We start from the raw sequence: 19,167 nt of genomic DNA on the forward strand, positions 1-19,167 counted from the left end.
GCGGCGGCGTCTCATCTCCGGCAGCGGGCTCTGGCCCGGATGGCGCTTCGTCGCCATCCGATTCTGTCTCGGAACGTCTCTCGGCCCCACTCGTTGCCCGGCTCAGCGTTATCAGAGTCAGACACAGAATTGAGACCGATGTCACCCATCTCGTCAAGGGCCCAGAACGCGGAGACGAGTTGATTCAAGAGCTCGTGTTCTGTCATTCCTCGGGACTCCGCGGTGTGTCTCACCCACTGCTGGAAGGTGTCGGCGTCGACCGCGGTGTCGTTTTCGCTGTCCCGAGTGCCCATTACACCCGTACACTACGGAATTTGTCCGTTTAATACTTGGGTGTTGAGCTTGGCTCGTGCGAACCGAGGACCGTTGCGAACAAAGTACCGCCGAATGTCGGTTGGAAGCGTCCGCGGTCACAGAGACCCAGGGCACCCGACTTCGACCCCATCCGTTGCGATAGTTTTATAATATGAAACAACCAGTCTGACAAATAGTATCAGGATGTCAGAGCGCCACGGCCGTCTCTCTGCGTTAACCAAGGCGAACCGATGGCCGCAGCTCTCTCGTCGATTTCGGCGGCGGTTTGCGTCTGAAGACGACCGCCGATACACGCCCGCGACAGGCAGCGGGCTTCGCCCCCGGACGTCCCAGCGACAATGACCGGAGCCGACGGTTCCGACGGGGAACGCTCCGAGAGACGGTCCGATCGCGCCACCGGGTTCAGCGACATCGCCTCCGAGTTCGCCGACGAGTTCGGCGTACGATCGGAGGCTAGCTCCGATTCACGTCACGAGAGCGGGTCGCCCGACACCGGCGACGACGCAAGCAGTCGGATAAGCGAGCCGGACACCGATGCGGACTGCTGGGAGTGGATCGGCGACGACGAGTCCGGGGACGCGACCGGTCGAAATCCGTCTGAGCCGCGCGCGAGCGACCCCCCGGAACGGCCGAATGGGGGCGGTCGGCTGTGGAACGACGGACCGGCGGACGATAAACTGACGGACGACGGACCGGCGGACGACAAACTGACGGACGACGGACCGGCGGACGACAAACTGACGGACGATGAACCGGCGGACGACAAACTGACGGACGATGAACCGGCGGACGGCGAACCGACAGACCACAGACAGACGGACGACACACCGACCGACGGCGACCCGCCGTGGGACGATACGGATCAAATCAGAACCGACACAGCCGAAGTGGGGCCGGAACCGAGCTTAGACGACCAAGCGGGCGAGACCAGCGGTCGAATCTGGAACGAGAGTTCGGCTACGGGGGGGCACTCCACAACAACAGAGACGGCTCGTTCTCCATCGGATGGGACTGTATCATCCAAGCCTTCACCGACCGGTGCCACGGAAGAACTGGACGCGTCGCCCCTCGACGGGAGACGACTTGGTCCCGGAACGAACGTGCTGATCCAGTCGGAATCCCGGTCAGAGCAGACTCGCGACGGCTGTCACGAGCTGTTGTTCGGGCACGAGGGCGATCTCGACCCGTACGTGCTGCTCGTCCGCTACCAGCCGATGGACGGCGAGCGGCTGAAAGATATCGCGACGGAGGGGCACCGGACCCACGTGATTGCCGTCGGGTACGCGCAGTCGGTTCCCCCCGCCGCCGACGGAGCGGTCGAGGTCACGCAGGTCAACAACCCGAACGACATCACTCGGCTGGGAATCGTCGTCTCAAGGGCCACGCAGGAATGGTCGACCGACGACCGCGAGATCCGCGTCTGCTACGACTCCCTGAACGTTCTGTTGAACTACAGAGACGTCAAAAACGCGTTCCGGTTCCTCCACGTGTTTCTCAGTACGTTCACCAAGACGGACGCAGTGGCACACTTTCACGCCGACCCGCTCGAAGGCGATCCGCAGGCGATCAATACGCTCAAACCGCTGTTCGACGAAGTCGTCTCGATGGACTCGACCGGAACGTACGTGGAATAGATGACTTTGGAAAGACCAGAGATACCGCGGGAACCGCCGGTTGAGACACCACCGTGAGCGACATCGATCGGTCACTCCGGATCCGCGCATTCCTCGAAAAGTGGTCCGGCGTCCTCCTCGCCTTGCTCCTCATCCTCGCCGCGGTCGGTGGGTGGTGGGGCTATCAGGTCCACACAACGCAGGACATCGAGCGCGACCAGGTTGTCGTCGAGCAGTGGAGCGAGTCGACGGCCTACGAGCACAGCGCGGTGATCACGAACGACTCCCTCGTGTTCGAGGAGGGAGAACGCGTCCGGGATCGACCGGTGTACTACGTGAACCTCTCCAGACAGCTCGACGTGACGTACGTGTACGAACACACGGCCGAGACCGGTTCGGTGAACGCCACCACGGATGTCCGGCTTCAGTATCGCGGCGTTGAGGGGGACACGGTACTCTGGCAGTACGCCGAGCCGCTGGCGAGTGGCCGAGACGAGGCGGTCACAAACGAGGACAATCACACCGTCGATGCGGCCGTAGAGATTGAATCCGTGTTCGAGACGATCCGGACGATCGAACGGCAGCTCGGCGCCGCCGGAACGATAGAGATCCGGATCGTCGCGGCGTCGTCCGTCGAGGGGACGCTGGGGGGGCAGTCGGTGAGCGAGACCTACGAGAGCACGATGCCGATGACGGTCAACCCGCAGACGTTCCGCGTGCTGGAGATGAACACTGTCGACGAATCGGGCCAGCAGACGGAGACAGTCGAGCGAACGGCGGACCCGGGGACGGCTGAGGGGATCGGGTCGATCCTGCTCGCCTTGCTCGGGATCGGCGGCGCCGCCGGACTGTTCCTCGCTAAGCGGAGCGGGTACGCCACCGTATCGCCCGAAGAGCGCGAAATCATGGAGATCCGACAGCAGGAACAGGAGTTCTCCGAGTGGATAACTCGCGGCACGTTCCCGTCGGAACGCGACTACGAGGCGACGATCCTCGTCGACGATCTGGAGGGGTTAGTCGACGTCGCGATAGATACCAACAAGCGCGTTATCAAAGACGAGCAGCTCGGGGTGAGCACGGTCCTCGACGGCGACTTCGCGTACCTCTACGTTCGACCGGACTCGCCCGCGAGCGACTGGCTCGTCAACTACGCCGACATGACTATGGACGAGTTCCAGGAGTTCGACTTCTGAGGACGCCGCGCCCGACGGACGGCCACGCCTCACGCCGGGTCGGACTCAGGGATGGTCCCCTTCGATCACGCTGTCTTCCGTTTCGACCTCAACCTCACTGCCGCCGCCGGAGTCGACGGCGAGGTCGCCGCGGATCGCACTCTCTTCCATCTCGACGCCGACTTCGCTGCCGCCGCCCGTGGTGATCTCGGTGTCGTCGCCGATCTCGCTGTCCTCCAGCGAGAGACCGACCGTGCCCCCGCCACCGAGGTTCATGGAGACGCCGCCGCCGATCGTCGAATTCTCCATCTCGACTTCGACTTCGGCACCACCCGGCGTGTCGATCCGGACCGCGCCGTCGATCTCGCTGTCCGCCAGCGAGAGGTCGACCGACCCGCCACCGCGGATCTCGATCCGGAGGTCGCCGCGGATCCGGCTCCCTTCGAGGCCGACAGAGACCTCTCCGCCGCCGCCGAGCGTGATCGTGGCGTCGCCGTCGACGGTACTTCCCTCGGCCTCAATCTCGACTTCTCCGCCGCCCCGAAGGTCGATATCGATACAGGGTACCGTTTCCGCTTCGAGTTCGATCTCCGGGCCGGTGAGACAGGACGCGGCGGCTTCACACGTGACCGACGTCGACCGGACCAGTTCCACCGACTCATCGCGGTCGCTCGTCGCCGCGCGGATCGCGATCTCGACATCGTCGGTGGTGTCCGCCGAACACGAAAGCTCCGCGGCGATGTCCGTCGCCTCGCCCGGTGGGAGCGTTCGTTGGTCGATATTGAGGTCACTCCGTCCGATTCCGAGCGATCCGGACGAGCGCACGCCGACGCGGTCGAGGACGAGCGTTTCGTCGAACCGATTCGTGACCGTGAACAGCCGTACCGTTTCGTCCGCTTTGCCAGCAGGGGCGGCCGGCTCGATCCCAATCAGGGCGTTTTCGTCGTCAGCGGTGGCAACGCTGAACTGGCGGTCACCGGTGAGCGACGAGAACGCGCCGGTGCTCTGGACGCCGGCAGCGCCGCCCGCGCCGACTACCAACACGCCGAGGACAGCCCGGCGGCTCACGCGGCCGGCCTCGTCCCCCCGACTGCGTTGGCGTTTTCGTCCCATGTTTTCCCCTTGTCTTTCGCGTCCGTTTGCGCGATGTTACCGGCCACACAGTAGCACTATCGCCTCGTCGTTCGCGGACAGGTCTGTGACAGGCAGGTGTTTCTCGGATATATACTTAGTCCCGTAGACGTATAGTATTGCTGTACTTTCGCGGGCGATGGGCGGCGAAGCAGGCTCAATTTGGGGAATATCAGTGCCGCGGCCGTGGAGCGCTCACGGCGGCTCGTCGATGTCGCCGAGGCGGTATCGCCGGTTCTGGATCACTTGTGCGACAGAGGAGGCTAGGAACACCGCGACGACGATGGCCGCCCACCCGATATCCGGAACTGTCTCCGTGGGGACGAACCCAATCCAAACGCCACCGAGGACGACGACGGAGAGGAGCGAGACCCCCAAGTAGTAGATCCCCCACGGGATCGATCCCTCGGGGACAACGTCGAGATAGACGTCGAGCGTCTTGGCCTCCTCAGTGAGTTTGATTTTGTCTCTGTCGTAGTCGATCATCCCAGCGTCAGCCAGCCGGTCGAGGTGGGTCTGCTGGAGCGAGGTGTACACCCGCTTGCGCTCGGCGGAGGTGAGCTCGGCAACGGATTTGTCCTGCTCGCGCGCGGCTACCATTTCGGCGAGATCCGACAGGGTAAGCGGCTCGTCGGCCTGCTTACAGAAGTGGATCACGTACCGCCGGCGGTGGTTGCTCAACAGGTCGTAGAGCTCGTCTTTTTCGGGGGGAGTGTACTTCCGGTGATCGTTGAGAGGCACGTCACGGCACCTCCGGTAGCGTGCGCGTCGGCCTAAGAACTCCGGCGGTTGGTGTCGGCTGCGACATTACCGCTCCTCCGCCCGGACACTTCGGGGATTGACGGGACGCCAGATTCCAGAACGTAGTCCCCGCACCGGCTGTTGGCTCATGCTCCCACACATGCTTTCAGAGTGACTAGTTCGAACCAGTATAATCATTCGGATATTCCGCGCACTCTCCTGTGAGAGCTACTCCAAGCCGAGGGCGCTCGCGACCGTGTCGGCGTCCGCAACATCGATCGCCGCGGCGTCCTCACGGAGCGATCGGAATCGCTCGATGTGACCGTTGATCGTCTCCGCGTCGGCATTGTCTTGGGCGGCTTGAGCGGCCGAGAGCGCGGCGTCGGTCGCGTCCGCCTGAAGCGCGACCTCATCGACGGCGGTTTCGCAGATTCCGGCCGCCGTCTCTTCTTCGATTTCGGTCGCGAGGTCGGCGGCCTCAGCGAAGCCGTCTTCGGCGTCCTCGTAGCCGGAAAGGGCGGTCTCTAGTGGCTCGGTGGCGTCGGAGAAGTTTCGTTCGTTAAACTGATTGACGCCGGTGTCACGAGTCGTCGTGGCGTCGTTGCGGGCGATGAGCGCGTCGTCGTACATATTGACAATTTGTCTGGATTCACCGCCGTTTCCCCCGCTGTCGTCATCATTCCTGTCGACGTCGCTCGTTATCGTGTCTAGACACCCCGTAAGTAGGCTTGTTACGCAGACTGAGGTCGTTGAAAGAGCTGTACGTCGGTTGACCACACGCTTAATTCTTGACGTGTATATTTAGTCTTTTATCCGGTCGGATATGTAACTGAAATGACTTTCGGTGTCAAAGGTAACCTGACAGAGCAGATATCCACTTACACCGGATCGGTACCATCGTTCTCGATCTGGACAATGTCGGTGAATGTCACGGTGGTGTCGACGTACGTCGCGACTTGGATCTCGACGTCTTTTGACGTTTTGATCGCGACGGCTGACTGTCGCGGGCGGAGGGTTGTTGATGTCAATATCCGCAAGTCGGCTATACCAAGACCGGGGTCGAAGAAGGCCGAGTTCGAGTCGTATTCGACGTAGTTGCTCGGATCCCCGTCGAAGTTCGGGTTGCCGCTGGTTCGGACCGTTCCGTCATCGTTGAACGCCTGGCCCGCCCGAACCTCCAAGTTTTCGGCCGCGACGACCCGCATGTCCGCCGACGAGGAGGTGGAGTTGCTGAACGCTCCGGCGGAGAGGGTCGCACCGCTCTCAACGGCAAGCGAGCCGAGACCGATGAGCGCCTTCCGTCATTTCATCTCATGGGGGCCGGTGGTCCGCGACAGCGCCGCTTCTCGAGAGCGTGGACGGCGTCCGGAGACGCCGTCGAAGACCGCCGAAGGGGGTGTGTTCGTTAGGCGACGTCGTTTCCGTCCTCGACACCGACCTTGAGCTTGTCGACCAGATTGACGGTATCCTTGGACCCATTGAACGGATTGCCGGAAATGTCCGCCGCAGCCGCGATGTCGTCCGAGTGCGTCACCGTGTCATAATCGAGGTGTATCTGCTCGGTAGCACCCGCAGAGACATTCACGGTATTCGCTACTGTCTGCGATGGAGATGTTCCATCTGGAGAGTCCAGCACTCCGGAGGTGGCGTCAGCTGAACTTCCGTCTGGGGAGATCTGATTACCGGACGAATCATAGAATTTGTACGTTTCAACGACCTGTTTTTCACTAAGTGCGTCGGCTGCGGGTTCCCCACTTGACGAGTCAACGTCATTGCCGAACTCGGAGAACCGGATCGCGACGTCGTGACTCTCATTGGTCTCGTTGTTAACCTGGATGAGTCCTACCGTATCTTCGCCGATCTCGCCGTTCACATCAAGGAGCACGGCGACTTGTAGCTCTAAATTGCCGTTCTCGCTATTGTTCGCTGCCGCCGCTGGGACGTCATCGGGGGAAATGGCCGATAGCCCATCACTGTCGTTGCCTCCGAACAGGTCGTCACTACTCTTGTCGTAAACGCTGGTGCTGCCGGGAGGGGTTGAGCTATCCGGATCGAAGCTGTCGGTGGCGTTCGACCCGTCGCGGAAGATGATTCCCGGCTCGACCGCGAGTTGTTCCTCAACGACGACCCGCATGTCCGAGGACGAGGCCACGCTGTTCGAGAACGACGCCGACGAGAAGACCGCGCCGCTCCCAGTTGCTAGTGCTCCGAGGCCGACTACCATGCTGCGTCGTTTAACCATATGGCTTCCACCTACACGTCACATGAGAGGAAACCCACTTAGTATTAGGTTACTTGAAACGATCGAAGCGCAGTCTTGAATCCCGAAGCGAAGCTAACCTCGGCTTCAAGCCAGGCTTGAGAGGTCGTGAGGATCATATCTGATCGACGGACTGCGGCCGGATGGTGCTAAATGACGAGAGTTCACGGGCCACGGTACCACATATAGATCGTCCGGCGCTATTCGGGAATATCAGTCTCCGATTATTCTTCGTCGATCGCGGCGATCTCCAGCGTGACGCTCGACTGCTCGGGAATTTCTTCGAGGTTGCCGGGCGCGTCGTCGGGGATTAGGTTCACGACCAGTCCGAACGTGACTACGTCGCCGGCGTCGAACGTCTCGCCGGAGTCCGCGAGCACCGTCGTCCATCCCTGCGCGTCCGTCTCCGTCGGCTCGTCGGCGGAGACCACCCGGAGCGTCTCCGCGACCGCAACGCTCGACGCGTCGGGGTCATCGCCTGCCGCGGAAAACGAGAAGGCGAGCCGGTCGTACGGCACGTCGCCGTTGTTCGTCACCTCGACCAGCTCCTCGAACTGCGAGATCGCCCGCTGGTTCAGCTGCTCGATCACGATCGCCTCGACTTCGCCGTCGTCGTCAGTCTGGACGTACTCCTCGCCCGTGCGGCCGGGCGTGAGCGAGAGTTCCGAAGAGACGACGACCCGGAGGTCTGCCGCCGCGGTCGTGCTGGAGAGAAAGGACGCAGAGCTGACGACGGCGCTGCCGAGCGCCATCGATCCGAGGCCGAGCGCAGTCTGTCGTCGCGTGGGCATCTTGTGATTCGGCGCGGGAACGCGCCCGTATCCTCCCTTCGTCGCTCGACGGCTTTGTATTGACGGGCTTTCCGCGGCGACCGCGAAATCCCGGAAGTCACCCGACCGTTCAGCCCCCGCGATACGCGGTTCAAGCACTCCGATACCGGGATTCGGATCGGCCTGCGACGGTTCAAGCGGCTCAATACAAAGTGGATAGAGCCACAGAGGAACAGATATGGCAAGTAGACGCAGCGTCCTGATCGGACTGGGCGGATTGGTTGCGGGCGGCGGCGCCATCTTGGGTACCGGCGCGTTCGACACGGTGGAAGCACAGCGGACAGTCTCCGTCGAGACGACCGGCGACGCGGACGCGCTCTTGGGGCTCACGCCAGCAACCCGTGGAGACGACGGGGACAACGAGTACGTGACACAGGAGGACGAAACGATATCCATCGACCTCACCGACAGCGACGACGCCAGTGGGCTCAACCGGAACGCCCGTACGACACTTAGAAACCTCGTTCAGGTGACGAACCAGGGGACACAAACGGTGGACACGCTCGGCCTCGAGTTCAGCGACGCACCAGATGAAATCACCGTGTCCGACACGTTCTCGTTCACAGTCGACTATTCGGACGACGACGGCGAAGACATGGTTGCCCACCCGGGAGACAACAACGGCGCGGCGAACATCCTGACGGATCAGAACAATATTCCATCGGAGCTTCCGCCGGGACGCGCGGTCAGTTTCGGTCTCGAGATCGACCTGATAGACGGCGGGACGAGCGAGAACGATCTCCCCGATAACGAGGATTACACCCTCACCATCACGGCAGAAGCGGCTTCGGATAACTGACGCCGGTAGCTAACTATACGACATCCGTCAGAGCGCGCCTTTTCGGCGGGACGCGTGCGTCGCAGATCCATATTTGCTCAGTAAGCCGACGGTATTCACCCCCAGGCACGGTGGCCCGGGGCACTCTGCCTGCTATCTTTGTAGAAGCGCAGTGGTCGGTGTCGCTGGAGACCGCGGACGATTCTGACACCCTCCTCGCGTTCGAGATCATCGACGACGAGTACGTCAGCCAGAGCGGCGGGAGAAGAGACGAGAGGGATACCGACACCATCCTTGAGACTGGCGAGGAGGTCGAACACCCGGACTACGTGATCCCCGGTGGTTCGACGGCGGCAGACACGATCGAGACGTTCAGCTGCGGCCCGTTCGGAACGGGGTGCTGTCTCTCACGCTGATCACGCCGACTGGCAGTTTTCGCTCCCGCAGGTCGGGTTCGAGTCGGCCAGAAATTCGTAGGGATGTGCCGCTCCACGGCCGGTTCCCCCGCGCTTATGACGACAACGACGCAAGGCAGGAGACGAACCGAATGCCCCGCGACACCGACGCGACAGTCCTGATAATCGAGGATGACCGGGAGCAAGCGGAGGAGTACGCCGACTGGCTGGAGGGGTACGCGGTTCGAACCTCTACCGACGGCGAACGCGCGCTCGACGCGCTGGACGGCGACATCGACGTGGTCCTCCTCGACGGCGAGCTTTCCGATCCGTCGGCGGAGGAGCTTCTCGGTCGGCTGCGCGCCCGCAACCTCGACTGTCAGGTCGGGCTTCTCTCGGGGGTTCACGTCGGGAACGATGTGTTCCACCTCGACATCGACGAGTACGTTCCACGGCCGCTCGGACGCACTGAACTCCGCGAGACGGTCGTACGTCTCGTCGACCGCGGCGCCGTGTCGAGCGCGGTCGAAACGTACCTCTCGCTCGTGGCGCGGCGAAGAGGAATGGAGCGGCGGCGAGACGACGCAAAGTTGGCAGACGACGAGCGCTACCGAGAGCTGACCGGCGAGATCGCCGCCCGGCGTCGGCAGATCGACACGCTGCTCGCGGCGATCGACGACCCGGATGCGGGCCAGGGAGACGGCGGGAGCGAGGCGGACATCGCGTCGCGAACAGCGGCTGGCGATTCGCCGGACCTCGACGCGGACGGACCGCTGTACCGGACCCGGTCCCGCGAGTTCTACGGACTCTGGTTTCTCGCCTCGCTCACGTACGGGGTCGGCGATGTCGTCTCCACGCTGTACGCGACGTTGGCGGTTCCTGGATTCGTCGAGGCGAATCCGGTCGTCGACGGAGTGCTCGAAATCGGGGGGATAGCCGGGTTCCTCCTGTTGAAGCTGCTCGTGTTGTTCGTGTTGATCTCAGTCAGCGTCCAGGGCGCGCGACAGCGCGAACGGTTCTCGTACTACTGGCCCCCGGTGGTCGCGACCGCAATTGGACTACTACTCACCGGATGGAACGTCCGCCTGGCGATCGGCGCGTGATCGGTGCGCGTGGACGAGACGGTCACCGCCACCGCCGTATCACCCGTCGGACGCGGTCAGAAAGCGATAGCTCACGTCCCCGATCGCGGAACCGAAACGGGTTGAGTCCGACGGCGGACACGTACACCGCAGTAACCACCGCGACGATCACCGCATTGATGGCGGCAACAGCGACAAACGGGTGGACCGCGTGAAGCGAAAAGATGACCGGCGCCGGGAGAAACTGGATGTACTGCCACTCGGAGACCGACCTGACGTACGCGCCGGTCTCTTCGGGCGCGTGGATGGTAACTGTCGTTGAGGCAGTCTCACCCCGATTCGCGATGAGCGAGCTGTTCGCGACATCGACGCCGGTACTGGCCGCGTTGACAGTCGCGATCCGCGGGATGAGCCCGTCGTTGGTAAAGTTGTAGCTGTACTCGACCGAGCCGCCGCGCTCGATGACGGTCGAGCTCGAACTCGGCGTCTGCGAGCTCACGATAGAGATGTCGTCCGTTCCCGACGGAACGACCATACTTGCGGTCGCCGGGACGGTAATGAGGAGGAGGATCACCGCGAGAACCAGGACCGAACTCATCTCGCTGCGTCGGTCACGCGAGCGATCGCCGCGATCGGACCGGCGGCTCGACCCGCCGACGCCCTCGGCGACGAGACTGTACGCGAGCAGCAGCAGTCCGACGAGAACCATCGATGAGCCGACGTTCCCCTCAGCGAGTCCACCCAGCCCGGGGATCCCGGAAAGTGCCGACGCGGCAGCGGAAAATCCGGCCTGAAGGGCCAAGACGACCTGTCCGATCCGCGGGATCACGATCACCTCACCGCCGAACTCAAGCCCAACCGCGACGATCTGTGACTCCTGAACCGGGGGCTCAGGACCATCCTGATCGGTGAAGGGGTTCGCGTCCCCGCGCGTGATATACCCCTGGTCGGTCTCGTCGACGATCCGGTGAGTGGTCAGCCCGCCTCCTTGGAGCTCTTGGGCCTCGAAGGTCACGACATCGCCCTCGCCGACATCTCCGGCGATCGCCGGCGGAACCGCAATGAAACCGTCGCCAGGCGCCATTTCCGCTGGTTGGGCGTTCATGCTCCCGGTCAGTACAAACCCAAGGACGATCGGCTGGCCGAGCTGTTGGCCGACGAGCATGGCCACGACGAGAACGACCAGAATCGCAGTCACACTGGATCCGGCCAGCGATCGAAGGTTCATTCGTAAATCGCGCCCTGTCGTTTCGGTCAGTACGTAGGCCGAACGTATAGCTCGTTCGCCGGGTCTCAGTTGCCGTTTGGTGGGTGTGTCGTCCCAGGTCAGTTTCCTCCCCGGCCGACTCGTTCACTCCGTTCGCTCCTTGAGGCCGGAGGCTCCACCTCGAAAACGCTGACTGATCTTTTGTAGATTATTCGAACAGAGGTCAATGCGGATCAATCGTTCGGGACAGATTGGGCTTGTTGTGCTTCCGTATCTTCGGTCGTTGTATCGGTGTCAGTACGAACTGTGTTCACAAATCGTGTTGCTGTCTCTCGTGAGAGCTGGTCACGAAGCCGCTGGATTAGTTGCGTTCGTCGCTGGTATTCCGTTTGTCTGACCGCACGAACGAGCGAGAGAGCACGGCGGAGTTGGGTCTCCTGCCAAGACTGTTCGCGTGCTTCATATGTCCGAATGGCCCGCGCAAATTCTACTTTACTGAACTCTGGCCAGTATGGTGTACAGAAGTAGACGGCAGCCTCATTCCCGCTCGCGTGCCACGGGAGAAAATTCGAGGTGCGTTCGTCTCCACCAGTCCGTATTACCAAATCGACATCCTGTACGGGCTGCCGATACAACCGCTCGCCGATCGTCTCTGCCGTGATTGCGTCTGGCTCCAACTCGCCGTCAGCAACCTCTCGTGTGAGCCGCTGTGCTGTCCGCAAAAGCTCATTTCGACCGCCGTACGCTAAGGCGATGTTTAGTTTGAGTGTCTCGTACTGTTGGGTACGTTCTTCAGCGTACGCAACTGCATCAACCACGCGGTCAGGAAGTCGTTGAATTTCACCCAACCCATGTATTGAGACTCCGTTATCGTGAACGAGATCCGCATCCGCAAACGAGTATAGTCGGTCCTCAATGAGATCAAAGAGGTCAATAAGCTCTTCATCTGGTCGTGCGAAATTCTCCGTCGAGAAGGTGTACAAGGTGACTTCAGAAATGTCAAACTCAGAACACCAATGTAGCATGTCTTCAGTTGTCTCTGCACCACGGGCATGCCCATCTGATGGATCAAGACCATTTTCACGGGCGTACCGTCGGTTTCCGTCTTGGATCACAGCGACGTGATCCGGTGTCAAATCAAGTGACTGCTTGATCTCGCCGACATATACATCGCGAAGCCACTGTTTCGCCCGCTCAAACATTATTTGTGAGTATGATTCAACACGTGTGTTAATTAAGGTATTTACTTGACGACTCCGCATCGTGAGCCTCTAGACGACAAAACGAGTACCTCAGTAGCCGGCAATGTGACACCTCAGAAGAGTTGCTCGACGAATTGATTTTCCCAGTTGCGGCGGTCCCTGAGTACGTCGACACCCTGTGATGATAGCGTGTACCAGTTGGTTCGTTTGTCTTTTTCTCCCTTGTTTAGTAGCCCCTGCGCAACAAGGTCATCGAGGTTCGGATAGAGGCGTCCGTGATTGACTTCACGTTCGTAGTAGTCTTCAAGCACGTCCTTTATTTTGAGTCCATGTGGCTTCTCCTGACCCGCAATAACGAACAGGATATCTCGTTGAAACGCGGTTAGATCGTCCATTCACCTTCCTATTACTGTCCTAATCAAATTAGTGTTTATATACTCGTTGGGACTGGAATGCCATTTACAAGTGAACCTGTGAGGTTCCCCTGCTGGAAATTTGAATTACGGAAATGGAAGGTCTCGGATGGCTCATTGTTGTTGGGTTCTATATGGGAGCCGCGAGACATCCTGCTTCGTCCTTGCTACCCCAAAATGCCGGATGCTACCAAAATCAATTAATCAAGCCGCGAGCGGACGTCACTCGAGTAACACGCCACACACCCAAAAGTCCACCAATCAGTGCGAACCCACCAGCAACAATCCCACCGGCAAGGTAGGCGTAACGTGGCACCTGTACGAGCCCCTCGAATCCGGTCACAGCAAACGCAAGCTGGTCGAGACCAGCCGCAAGTGGCGGAGTCAAAAGGGCGCCCAGTAGATACCCACCGACGGCGATGCTGACTGCCTGGACGATCGCAATCCCAGCAATGCCACCCCGGGTTGCTCCGGTGGCGCGAAGGACAGCAAACGGTTCGCGCTGGATATACACTAACGATAAGAGCAGATTCAACGCGAGCATCCCGCCAGCAACAACGCCTAACACCACAAGGCTCGTGCCGGCAGCAAGCACAACCGCCTGCTGTTGGAGCACCTCGACGAACTGCTCTTGATTGGTGCGGAAGGTGTACTCGGGATACGCAGTGGCCAAGTCTTCCCGGACGGCCTCGCGATCGGCCCCGTCGACGGTACTGATGGTGATCAGCGTGGCGCTATCATCATACGCATTGCCAGTAAGCGTCTGGAGTTCGCTCAACCGTAACGTGACTGTAGATGTCCCTAAGAAGTTCGAGAAGGTAGGGGAAATCCCGACGACTGTGAACTCGTTGGCGCGAGCACTCGCAATGGTCCCACCGACGTGGATAGTATCCCCAACAGTCAAGTTCTGCTGAGCGGCGAGTTCAGGCGAGATAAGCGCTTGATGCGTGAAATTTCCGCTGTAATTGCCATCAGCGTAGTGTGTATTTGGACCGGTAAACCCCTCGCCAGCGGTAATGCGTACGGAACCACCCGCTCCCGGTGTCCCGCTGCCAACAATCGTCTCGAACTCTTCGCCATCGGTGCTGACGTAGACCACTTGGAATGCGAGTGGGACTGCTGTTTGGACGTCTTCGTGTTGCTGGATCTGTGTGGCGACTGTGTGTGCGTTTGGAACTGGATTTTGGAAGCCACCAACTGAGCCGGGCGCGAGATTGATGGGACCACCGGTGACCCACAGGTCACGGTCAGCTTCGTTGAATAACTCATTCCCGGTTTCCGTGACGCCGGTCCCAACACCAGCGAGCAGCGTGACAGAGAGCACAGCAAGCGCAATGCCAATAACTGCGAGGACAGTTCGGGTTTTATCCCAGCGGAGCTGTCGAAACGCAATCCACATCTGCCCGTAGATCTGTCTGAGTCGCGTTTTCATTATCGTGTGAGTGCTGCCAGTACGTCTGTCTGTGTAGCCAGGTACAGCGGATACGGGACAGCAAGCACGCCCACCGCAACGGCTGCGGCCAGCGCATAGAGGATGATGCCGGGTGAGAGTGTTGCCAGCGTCGTGACACCCACGAACTCTGCGATGACGATGTTTAAGCCAACAACCCCAACAGTCCCAAGGCCAACGCCGAGCAGCCCGCCAAGCACGGCGACAGTTACCGTCTCCGTAATGACAACCAAGACTCGAGCCCGTGTCGAGAAGCCGACAGCGCCGAGAATGGCTAACTCTTGGCGGCTCGCGGTGAGCTCTAAGCCCATCATCGTTGCGACAAACGCGACCCCAATCCCACCAGCAACAACTGTTGCTGCCAACGCCATCGCAAGCGGCAAGCTCGTGGTTGACGTCTCTGCGCCTGTCAGCCCTGCGCGAGAGACCACGCTTGTCCCCGGATAGATGTCGGTAAGCAGTGATTGAACGCTAGGATCTGTCGTGCTCACCAGAATCTGATCGGCGGTATCACTACTGGTCTGTCCGGTGAGGGTTTGGAGTTCAGCAAGCGGCATAACAACTGCTGGAACCTCACCGACTCCAGCGTCAAGATTGGTGTCAGTCACGTGGGTGACGGTGCCAGTCCGGGAGCTTCCACCAAATGCGATCTCATCTGTCGGTGTAACGTTGAGGTCAGTGGCGACCGCTGGTGAGATGACCATCTGTCCTGTCCACGGGCCATCGTACGACCCGTTTTCATGGTGAACGTATGAGCCCGCTAGTTGTGTCGTATTAAGTCCGGCAACATGCCGCCCTGATTCGGGGATCACGCCCAAGGCGAGGACATACGTCCGCTCGTCCGTCGCTGGGTGCCGGAGCTGAATTGGGGTGATCGCAACGGGAGTCGCGTAGTCGATCCGCGAGTCCGCGCGTAACTGGGCCGTAATGCGATGGACCTCGCTCAGTTGGGCACCCTCTGCGTTGAGTGGGACGCTCCCTGCGCCCGATTCATCAGGGACGATCCAATAGTCGATATCCTCACTCTGGACGGTTGCGCCACCAGCGAGCCCCGCTGACAAACTCGTGACAACGACCAACAGCGCGACCGCAAGGGCGACACCGGTGATTGAGACAATTGTGCGGCCGCGTGCGCCTGTTCGGAGGCGCCCAACAACGCGTCGCACACCGAGGCCACTAATCCCTGCCAGTTGGCGGAGCCGGCTACTCACGTCTCTCGGCGTCCATCACGCAGTTTGATCACGCGGTCTGTTCGAGAGAGGGTATACTCGTCGTGTGACGCAATCACCACAGCCCGATCCGCAGCAATGTCAGTCAACACATCAAGCACCTGTTCGCCGGTTTCGCGATCGAGTTCACCGGTTGGCTCATCGGCAATCACAACCGCTGGGTCCGCAGCGAGCGCCCGCGCGATGGCGACGCGCTGTTGTTCGCCGCCGCTTAACGAGCCGGGACGGTGTTTGTGACGGCCTTCGAGTCCAACCGCATCAAGCAGCTCTGTGGCGCGGCTGCGACGTTTGGAACGGCTCTCACCGGCTTGGACAAGTGGCACTGCGACGTTTTCGACAGCAGTGAGGGCGGGTAACAGATGAAATCGCTGGAACACCATCCCAATATTCGATCGGCGAAATGCCGTACGCTCTCGCGAAGAAAGCTCTTGGAGTGCGGTCCCGTAGATCTGAATGTCACCAGCCGTTGGCGTATCGAGTCCTGCGAGTAAGTGGAGCAGTGTGGATTTTCCGCTGCCGCTTGGCCCAGCAACCCCGACGACCGACCCAGGTGTGATTTCACACGAGACAGTATCAAGCGCCGTCACGGTGGTCCCACTCGTTCCGAACCGTTCTGTGGAACCTGTATACCGACGCGTCACGTCGGAGCAGACGATCGGAGGTAAACTGTGATGAGTGGCCATCTGGAGGGCAGTCAAAGAGTAGTGTGTCAGCTACTCCTGAACGTTGCGATAGTAGATGAAGCCGCCGGCAATCAGGAGGCCTAACAGGACGATCACAAGGGCAATTCCGAGGTTCCCACCATCGTCACCGTCGCCGGTGCCGTCGCCAGTGCCGTCGCCGGTGCCGTCTCCATCACCTGTATCAGTACTCACAACAGAGATATCACCGGCGCTGACAGCGTTGACGGTGACCTCAAAGTCACCTGCTTCGGCCACACTCACTTCGAAGGTTTCCTCTGCCGTTTCGTTCCCGTCGAGTGTTACGGTCCGCGTCTCAACGACATCTCCATCAACGAGCACTTCGAGTTCGGTTTCGCCACTCTCGTCACCGGTGTTCTCGACTGTTGCTGCCACGTCAAAGGTCTCATCGACCTCGACTTCGTCTGCGCTGAGACTGGCGTCCGTGACCGAAAGCGAGGCGGGCTCAACTGCCGTAATGGCGAACGTGGAGAAGCCAGGCACCTCAGCCACGAACTCACCGTTGCCGCGATGCGTCGTGTCGAAGCGCTCCCACGCACCCTGTGTCTCGTTGTACCGTTGGAGTTGGACATCTTCCGGGTCGACGTCGTTTTCGTCGAGCCGGTCAACGTCGACGCTGAAGTCCCACTCGACACTGTTGTAGTCATCATCGGTGAGGTTCCCTGCGTCCACGTCGACATACGTGAACGAGGTCCCTGTCTCAACCGGCGGGGCGGTCTCCGGCGGGTCATCGCTCGTTGAGACATCCACAGAGAATTCGTCGCGATCCTGTTTGAGGTTCACTGTGAAGTTCCGGACCGACGCGCCGTTCCGTGACACGCTCCGGCCGACGCCGAACCGGGTCGGCGTGTTCGCCCGAATGTTCCGAACCGAGACTGACGCACCGCCGTCGCGCTCGACAATCGTGAGATCCTCGGGTGCCGGTTCAACGACCTCCGGTGGCTCGTCATCATCAGGCTCGTCTTCGGGATCATCATCGCCATCATCGTCATCATCGTCATCGCTGGGGTCCGATGGCCCGGGACCGGGACCTGGACCGGTACCCGTATCGATACTATCGACGATGTCGATGGTGGTACGACTCGTGCTGATGTTGCCGTCTTCCTGATCGGATGCGATATGGAGAACCGTGTACTCACCAGTCTCCCATCCTTCGAGCGTCTCAACCTCGATCGTTTCGTCGCCAGTGGCGTTTCCAACGGCGGTCATCGAGGCGTTCAGCGTTTTGTCCTCAATTGCGTTGAACTCGGCTGCGTCACCAGCCTGATCGCGGATATCGAACCCGTCAACAAGCGCGTTGCGAATATCAAAGAAGCTGTTCGCTTGGTCTTCAGTACTCACTGTGCCTGAGAAGCGGTCAGCCGCTATATTGGTGCCAGAAATTCTTACGTTTGGCGCCACATTTGTAACTCCCTGAATCTCCCCGATTTGAGAATTAACAGTAACGTCTTCCGCCCGGAGGTCACGTGAGAATTCATCGTCAACGACGATCCGACTTTCACTTTGACTAAACGTGTCCTCATCCATGACAATGGCTGTGTGTGACACGTTCCCCTCAGCATCAAGGTTGGCTGTCGCATCTACAGAGACGTTATTCCCTGCTTCAACCTCTCCATCTGTCGTGGCAACATCGATTGTCGATGCCGACTCTTGAGCAGTAACGGCATCGACAGAGAGCGCAGTTGTGTCGTTGAAGTACGGCCGGTCATCACCGTCTTCATACACTTCCCCGCCAACGTGCCCGATCAAGAGATATGTCCCTGCCTCGTCGAGATCAATGGTCGCGGTCGACTCCCCGCTAGCAGAGATTTCGCCTCCAGACGCCGTGCTGAACTCAGTGAGATTCAAGAACTCATCTGAGGTGAGCGCTTCCTCAAACCGCTCTGTGGTTACCGTCTGGTTCGCTTCAAATGAATCGGCAAACTGCTCAAACTCCTCACTTCCCTCAAAGAAGTCACGGACCGTCCCAAACCGTACCTCGTCCTGATCCTGAACGCTTTGGTTAAAGTCATCGTAGCCGTCAACGTCCTCAAGGGCTCGTTCGACTTCTTCAACGGTGACGTTTTGAGCGTCAAGGAACACCTCTGTTGTATCCCGCTCCGCATCAATTCGGGTGACGAGTACCTTGAACTCATCTTCATAGAATTGGGACGTATCCGCCAAAGTCTTGGTCGCTAACTCGAAATCAACCTGACTTCCTTTCTGGAATACTCCCTCTTGTGTAGTGTCGATCCTAACTGGATTGCCTTGTTTCTGTAAGAATACCCTCTGGCTATTGACTGCTGTGACCGCATTGCTCCGATCAACAACCGCGGGCCGGAGTGGCGCCCGTTCCCAGACCGCGAGTTCATCGGTGACATTTACGGTTTCAGCGTCGTGCGTGGTAACTGGTTCGCCGGCCTGAACTGCGGCCGGTGTTGTCTGCGTGTCTCCGGCCGATGCGGCGAACGCTCCTCCGACGAACGGCCCCATCACTGAACTAATCATGATGAGGCTGAATAAAATGGCGAGTATGATCTGTCTAGCTGAACGTGTCATAGGTCATAATTTTTGGCATTCGGTTTATATCTTTCCTACCTGTCGGTCCTCCGTGGATTAGGTACGCCATACTGAACAGCGTGAACTCCCGTTTCCCGGGGCACTGAGAT

19 protein-coding genes are annotated in these 19,167 nt (G+C 60.0%); 5 read left to right on the forward strand and 14 right to left on the reverse strand.

Annotated features, from left to right (window positions below; translation table 11 throughout):
- Nucleotides 1-11: 11 nt before the first annotated feature.
- Nucleotides 12-293, reverse strand: a complete 282-nt coding sequence (locus ACODNG_RS05400; RefSeq protein ID WP_434522733.1) for a hypothetical protein — start codon at nt 291-293, stop codon at nt 12-14.
- Nucleotides 294-653: 360 nt separating this feature from the next.
- Between ACODNG_RS05400 and ACODNG_RS05405 the strand changes: the two genes are divergently transcribed.
- Complete coding sequence (locus ACODNG_RS05405; protein ID WP_434522734.1) at nt 654-1,949, forward strand: DUF7504 family protein; 1,296 nt, start codon at nt 654-656, stop codon at nt 1,947-1,949.
- 53 nt (nt 1,950-2,002) lie between these two features.
- Entirely contained in the window at nt 2,003-3,121 is a 1,119-nt protein-coding gene (locus ACODNG_RS05410; protein WP_434522735.1) for a DUF5305 domain-containing protein, read from the forward strand.
- 45 nt (nt 3,122-3,166) lie between these two features.
- On the opposite strand, the gene ACODNG_RS05415 is transcribed toward ACODNG_RS05410, so the two are convergent.
- From ACODNG_RS05415 to ACODNG_RS05440, 6 genes are all read right to left on the reverse strand, one after another.
- Complete coding sequence (locus tag ACODNG_RS05415) at nt 3,167-4,168, reverse strand: hypothetical protein (RefSeq protein ID WP_434522736.1); 1,002 nt, start codon at nt 4,166-4,168, stop codon at nt 3,167-3,169.
- 258 nt (nt 4,169-4,426) lie between these two features.
- Nucleotides 4,427-4,972 carry a DUF7344 domain-containing protein gene (locus ACODNG_RS05420; RefSeq protein WP_434522737.1) on the reverse strand — a complete coding sequence of 182 codons (546 nt, stop codon included), beginning with the start codon at nt 4,970-4,972 and terminating at the stop codon, nt 4,427-4,429.
- A gap of 228 nt (nt 4,973-5,200) precedes the next feature.
- A complete protein-coding gene (locus ACODNG_RS05425; protein ID WP_434522738.1) occupies nt 5,201-5,602 on the reverse strand; it encodes a hypothetical protein in 402 nt (133 codons plus the stop codon).
- A 248-nt stretch (nt 5,603-5,850) separates the two neighbouring features.
- A complete protein-coding gene (locus ACODNG_RS05430) occupies nt 5,851-6,177 on the reverse strand; it encodes a hypothetical protein (RefSeq protein WP_434522739.1) in 327 nt (108 codons plus the stop codon).
- A gap of 200 nt (nt 6,178-6,377) precedes the next feature.
- Nucleotides 6,378-7,214 carry a hypothetical protein gene (locus ACODNG_RS05435; RefSeq protein ID WP_434522740.1) on the reverse strand — a complete coding sequence of 279 codons (837 nt, stop codon included), beginning with the start codon at nt 7,212-7,214 and terminating at the stop codon, nt 6,378-6,380.
- A gap of 242 nt (nt 7,215-7,456) precedes the next feature.
- Nucleotides 7,457-8,023 carry a hypothetical protein gene (locus ACODNG_RS05440; protein ID WP_434522741.1) on the reverse strand — a complete coding sequence of 189 codons (567 nt, stop codon included), beginning with the start codon at nt 8,021-8,023 and terminating at the stop codon, nt 7,457-7,459.
- A gap of 217 nt (nt 8,024-8,240) precedes the next feature.
- Between ACODNG_RS05440 and ACODNG_RS05445 the strand changes: the two genes are divergently transcribed.
- The 3 genes from ACODNG_RS05445 (at nt 8,241) to ACODNG_RS05455 (ending at nt 10,338) form a co-directional block, all read left to right on the forward strand.
- Nucleotides 8,241-8,861: a hypothetical protein gene (locus ACODNG_RS05445; RefSeq protein ID WP_434522742.1), complete on the forward strand. Its 621-nt coding sequence runs from the start codon at nt 8,241-8,243 to the stop codon at nt 8,859-8,861.
- 110 nt (nt 8,862-8,971) lie between these two features.
- On the forward strand, nt 8,972-9,256 hold the full coding sequence (locus ACODNG_RS05450) for a hypothetical protein (protein WP_434522743.1): 285 nt from the start codon (nt 8,972-8,974) through the stop codon (nt 9,254-9,256).
- A 131-nt stretch (nt 9,257-9,387) separates the two neighbouring features.
- Entirely contained in the window at nt 9,388-10,338 is a 951-nt protein-coding gene (locus ACODNG_RS05455; protein ID WP_434522744.1) for a HalX domain-containing protein, read from the forward strand.
- Nucleotides 10,339-10,360: 22 nt separating this feature from the next.
- Here the strand turns inward: ACODNG_RS05455 and ACODNG_RS05460 are convergent, their stop codons facing one another.
- From ACODNG_RS05460 to ACODNG_RS05490, 7 genes are all read right to left on the reverse strand, one after another.
- Nucleotides 10,361-11,515 (reverse strand): signal peptidase I, encoded by a 1,155-nt coding sequence (locus ACODNG_RS05460; protein WP_434522745.1) that lies wholly within the window; start codon nt 11,513-11,515, stop codon nt 10,361-10,363.
- A 242-nt stretch (nt 11,516-11,757) separates the two neighbouring features.
- Nucleotides 11,758-12,726 (reverse strand): polyprenyl diphosphate synthase, encoded by a 969-nt coding sequence (gene uppS, locus ACODNG_RS05465; RefSeq protein WP_434522746.1) that lies wholly within the window; start codon nt 12,724-12,726, stop codon nt 11,758-11,760.
- Between the two features lie 113 nt (nt 12,727-12,839).
- Complete coding sequence (locus ACODNG_RS05470; protein WP_434522747.1) at nt 12,840-13,121, reverse strand: PadR family transcriptional regulator; 282 nt, start codon at nt 13,119-13,121, stop codon at nt 12,840-12,842.
- Between the two features lie 214 nt (nt 13,122-13,335).
- Nucleotides 13,336-14,571, reverse strand: coding sequence for an ABC transporter permease (locus tag ACODNG_RS05475; RefSeq protein WP_434522748.1), 1,236 nt, complete (start codon nt 14,569-14,571; stop codon nt 13,336-13,338).
- Nucleotides 14,571-15,293 carry an FtsX-like permease family protein gene (locus ACODNG_RS05480; RefSeq protein WP_434522749.1) on the reverse strand — a complete coding sequence of 241 codons (723 nt, stop codon included), beginning with the start codon at nt 15,291-15,293 and terminating at the stop codon, nt 14,571-14,573. The genes ACODNG_RS05475 and ACODNG_RS05480 overlap by 1 nt, the downstream gene beginning before the upstream one ends.
- 503 nt (nt 15,294-15,796) lie before the next feature.
- A complete protein-coding gene (locus ACODNG_RS05485) occupies nt 15,797-16,501 on the reverse strand; it encodes an ABC transporter ATP-binding protein (protein WP_434522750.1) in 705 nt (234 codons plus the stop codon).
- Nucleotides 16,502-16,531: 30 nt separating this feature from the next.
- Nucleotides 16,532-19,057 carry a PGF-pre-PGF domain-containing protein gene (locus ACODNG_RS05490; RefSeq protein ID WP_434522751.1) on the reverse strand — a complete coding sequence of 842 codons (2,526 nt, stop codon included), beginning with the start codon at nt 19,055-19,057 and terminating at the stop codon, nt 16,532-16,534.
- Between the last annotated feature and the right edge of the window lie 110 nt (nt 19,058-19,167).

Source organism: Halorubrum sp. AS12 (genome assembly GCF_051122765.1).
Lineage (GTDB): Archaea > Halobacteriota > Halobacteria > Halobacteriales > Haloferacaceae > Halorubrum > Halorubrum trapanicum.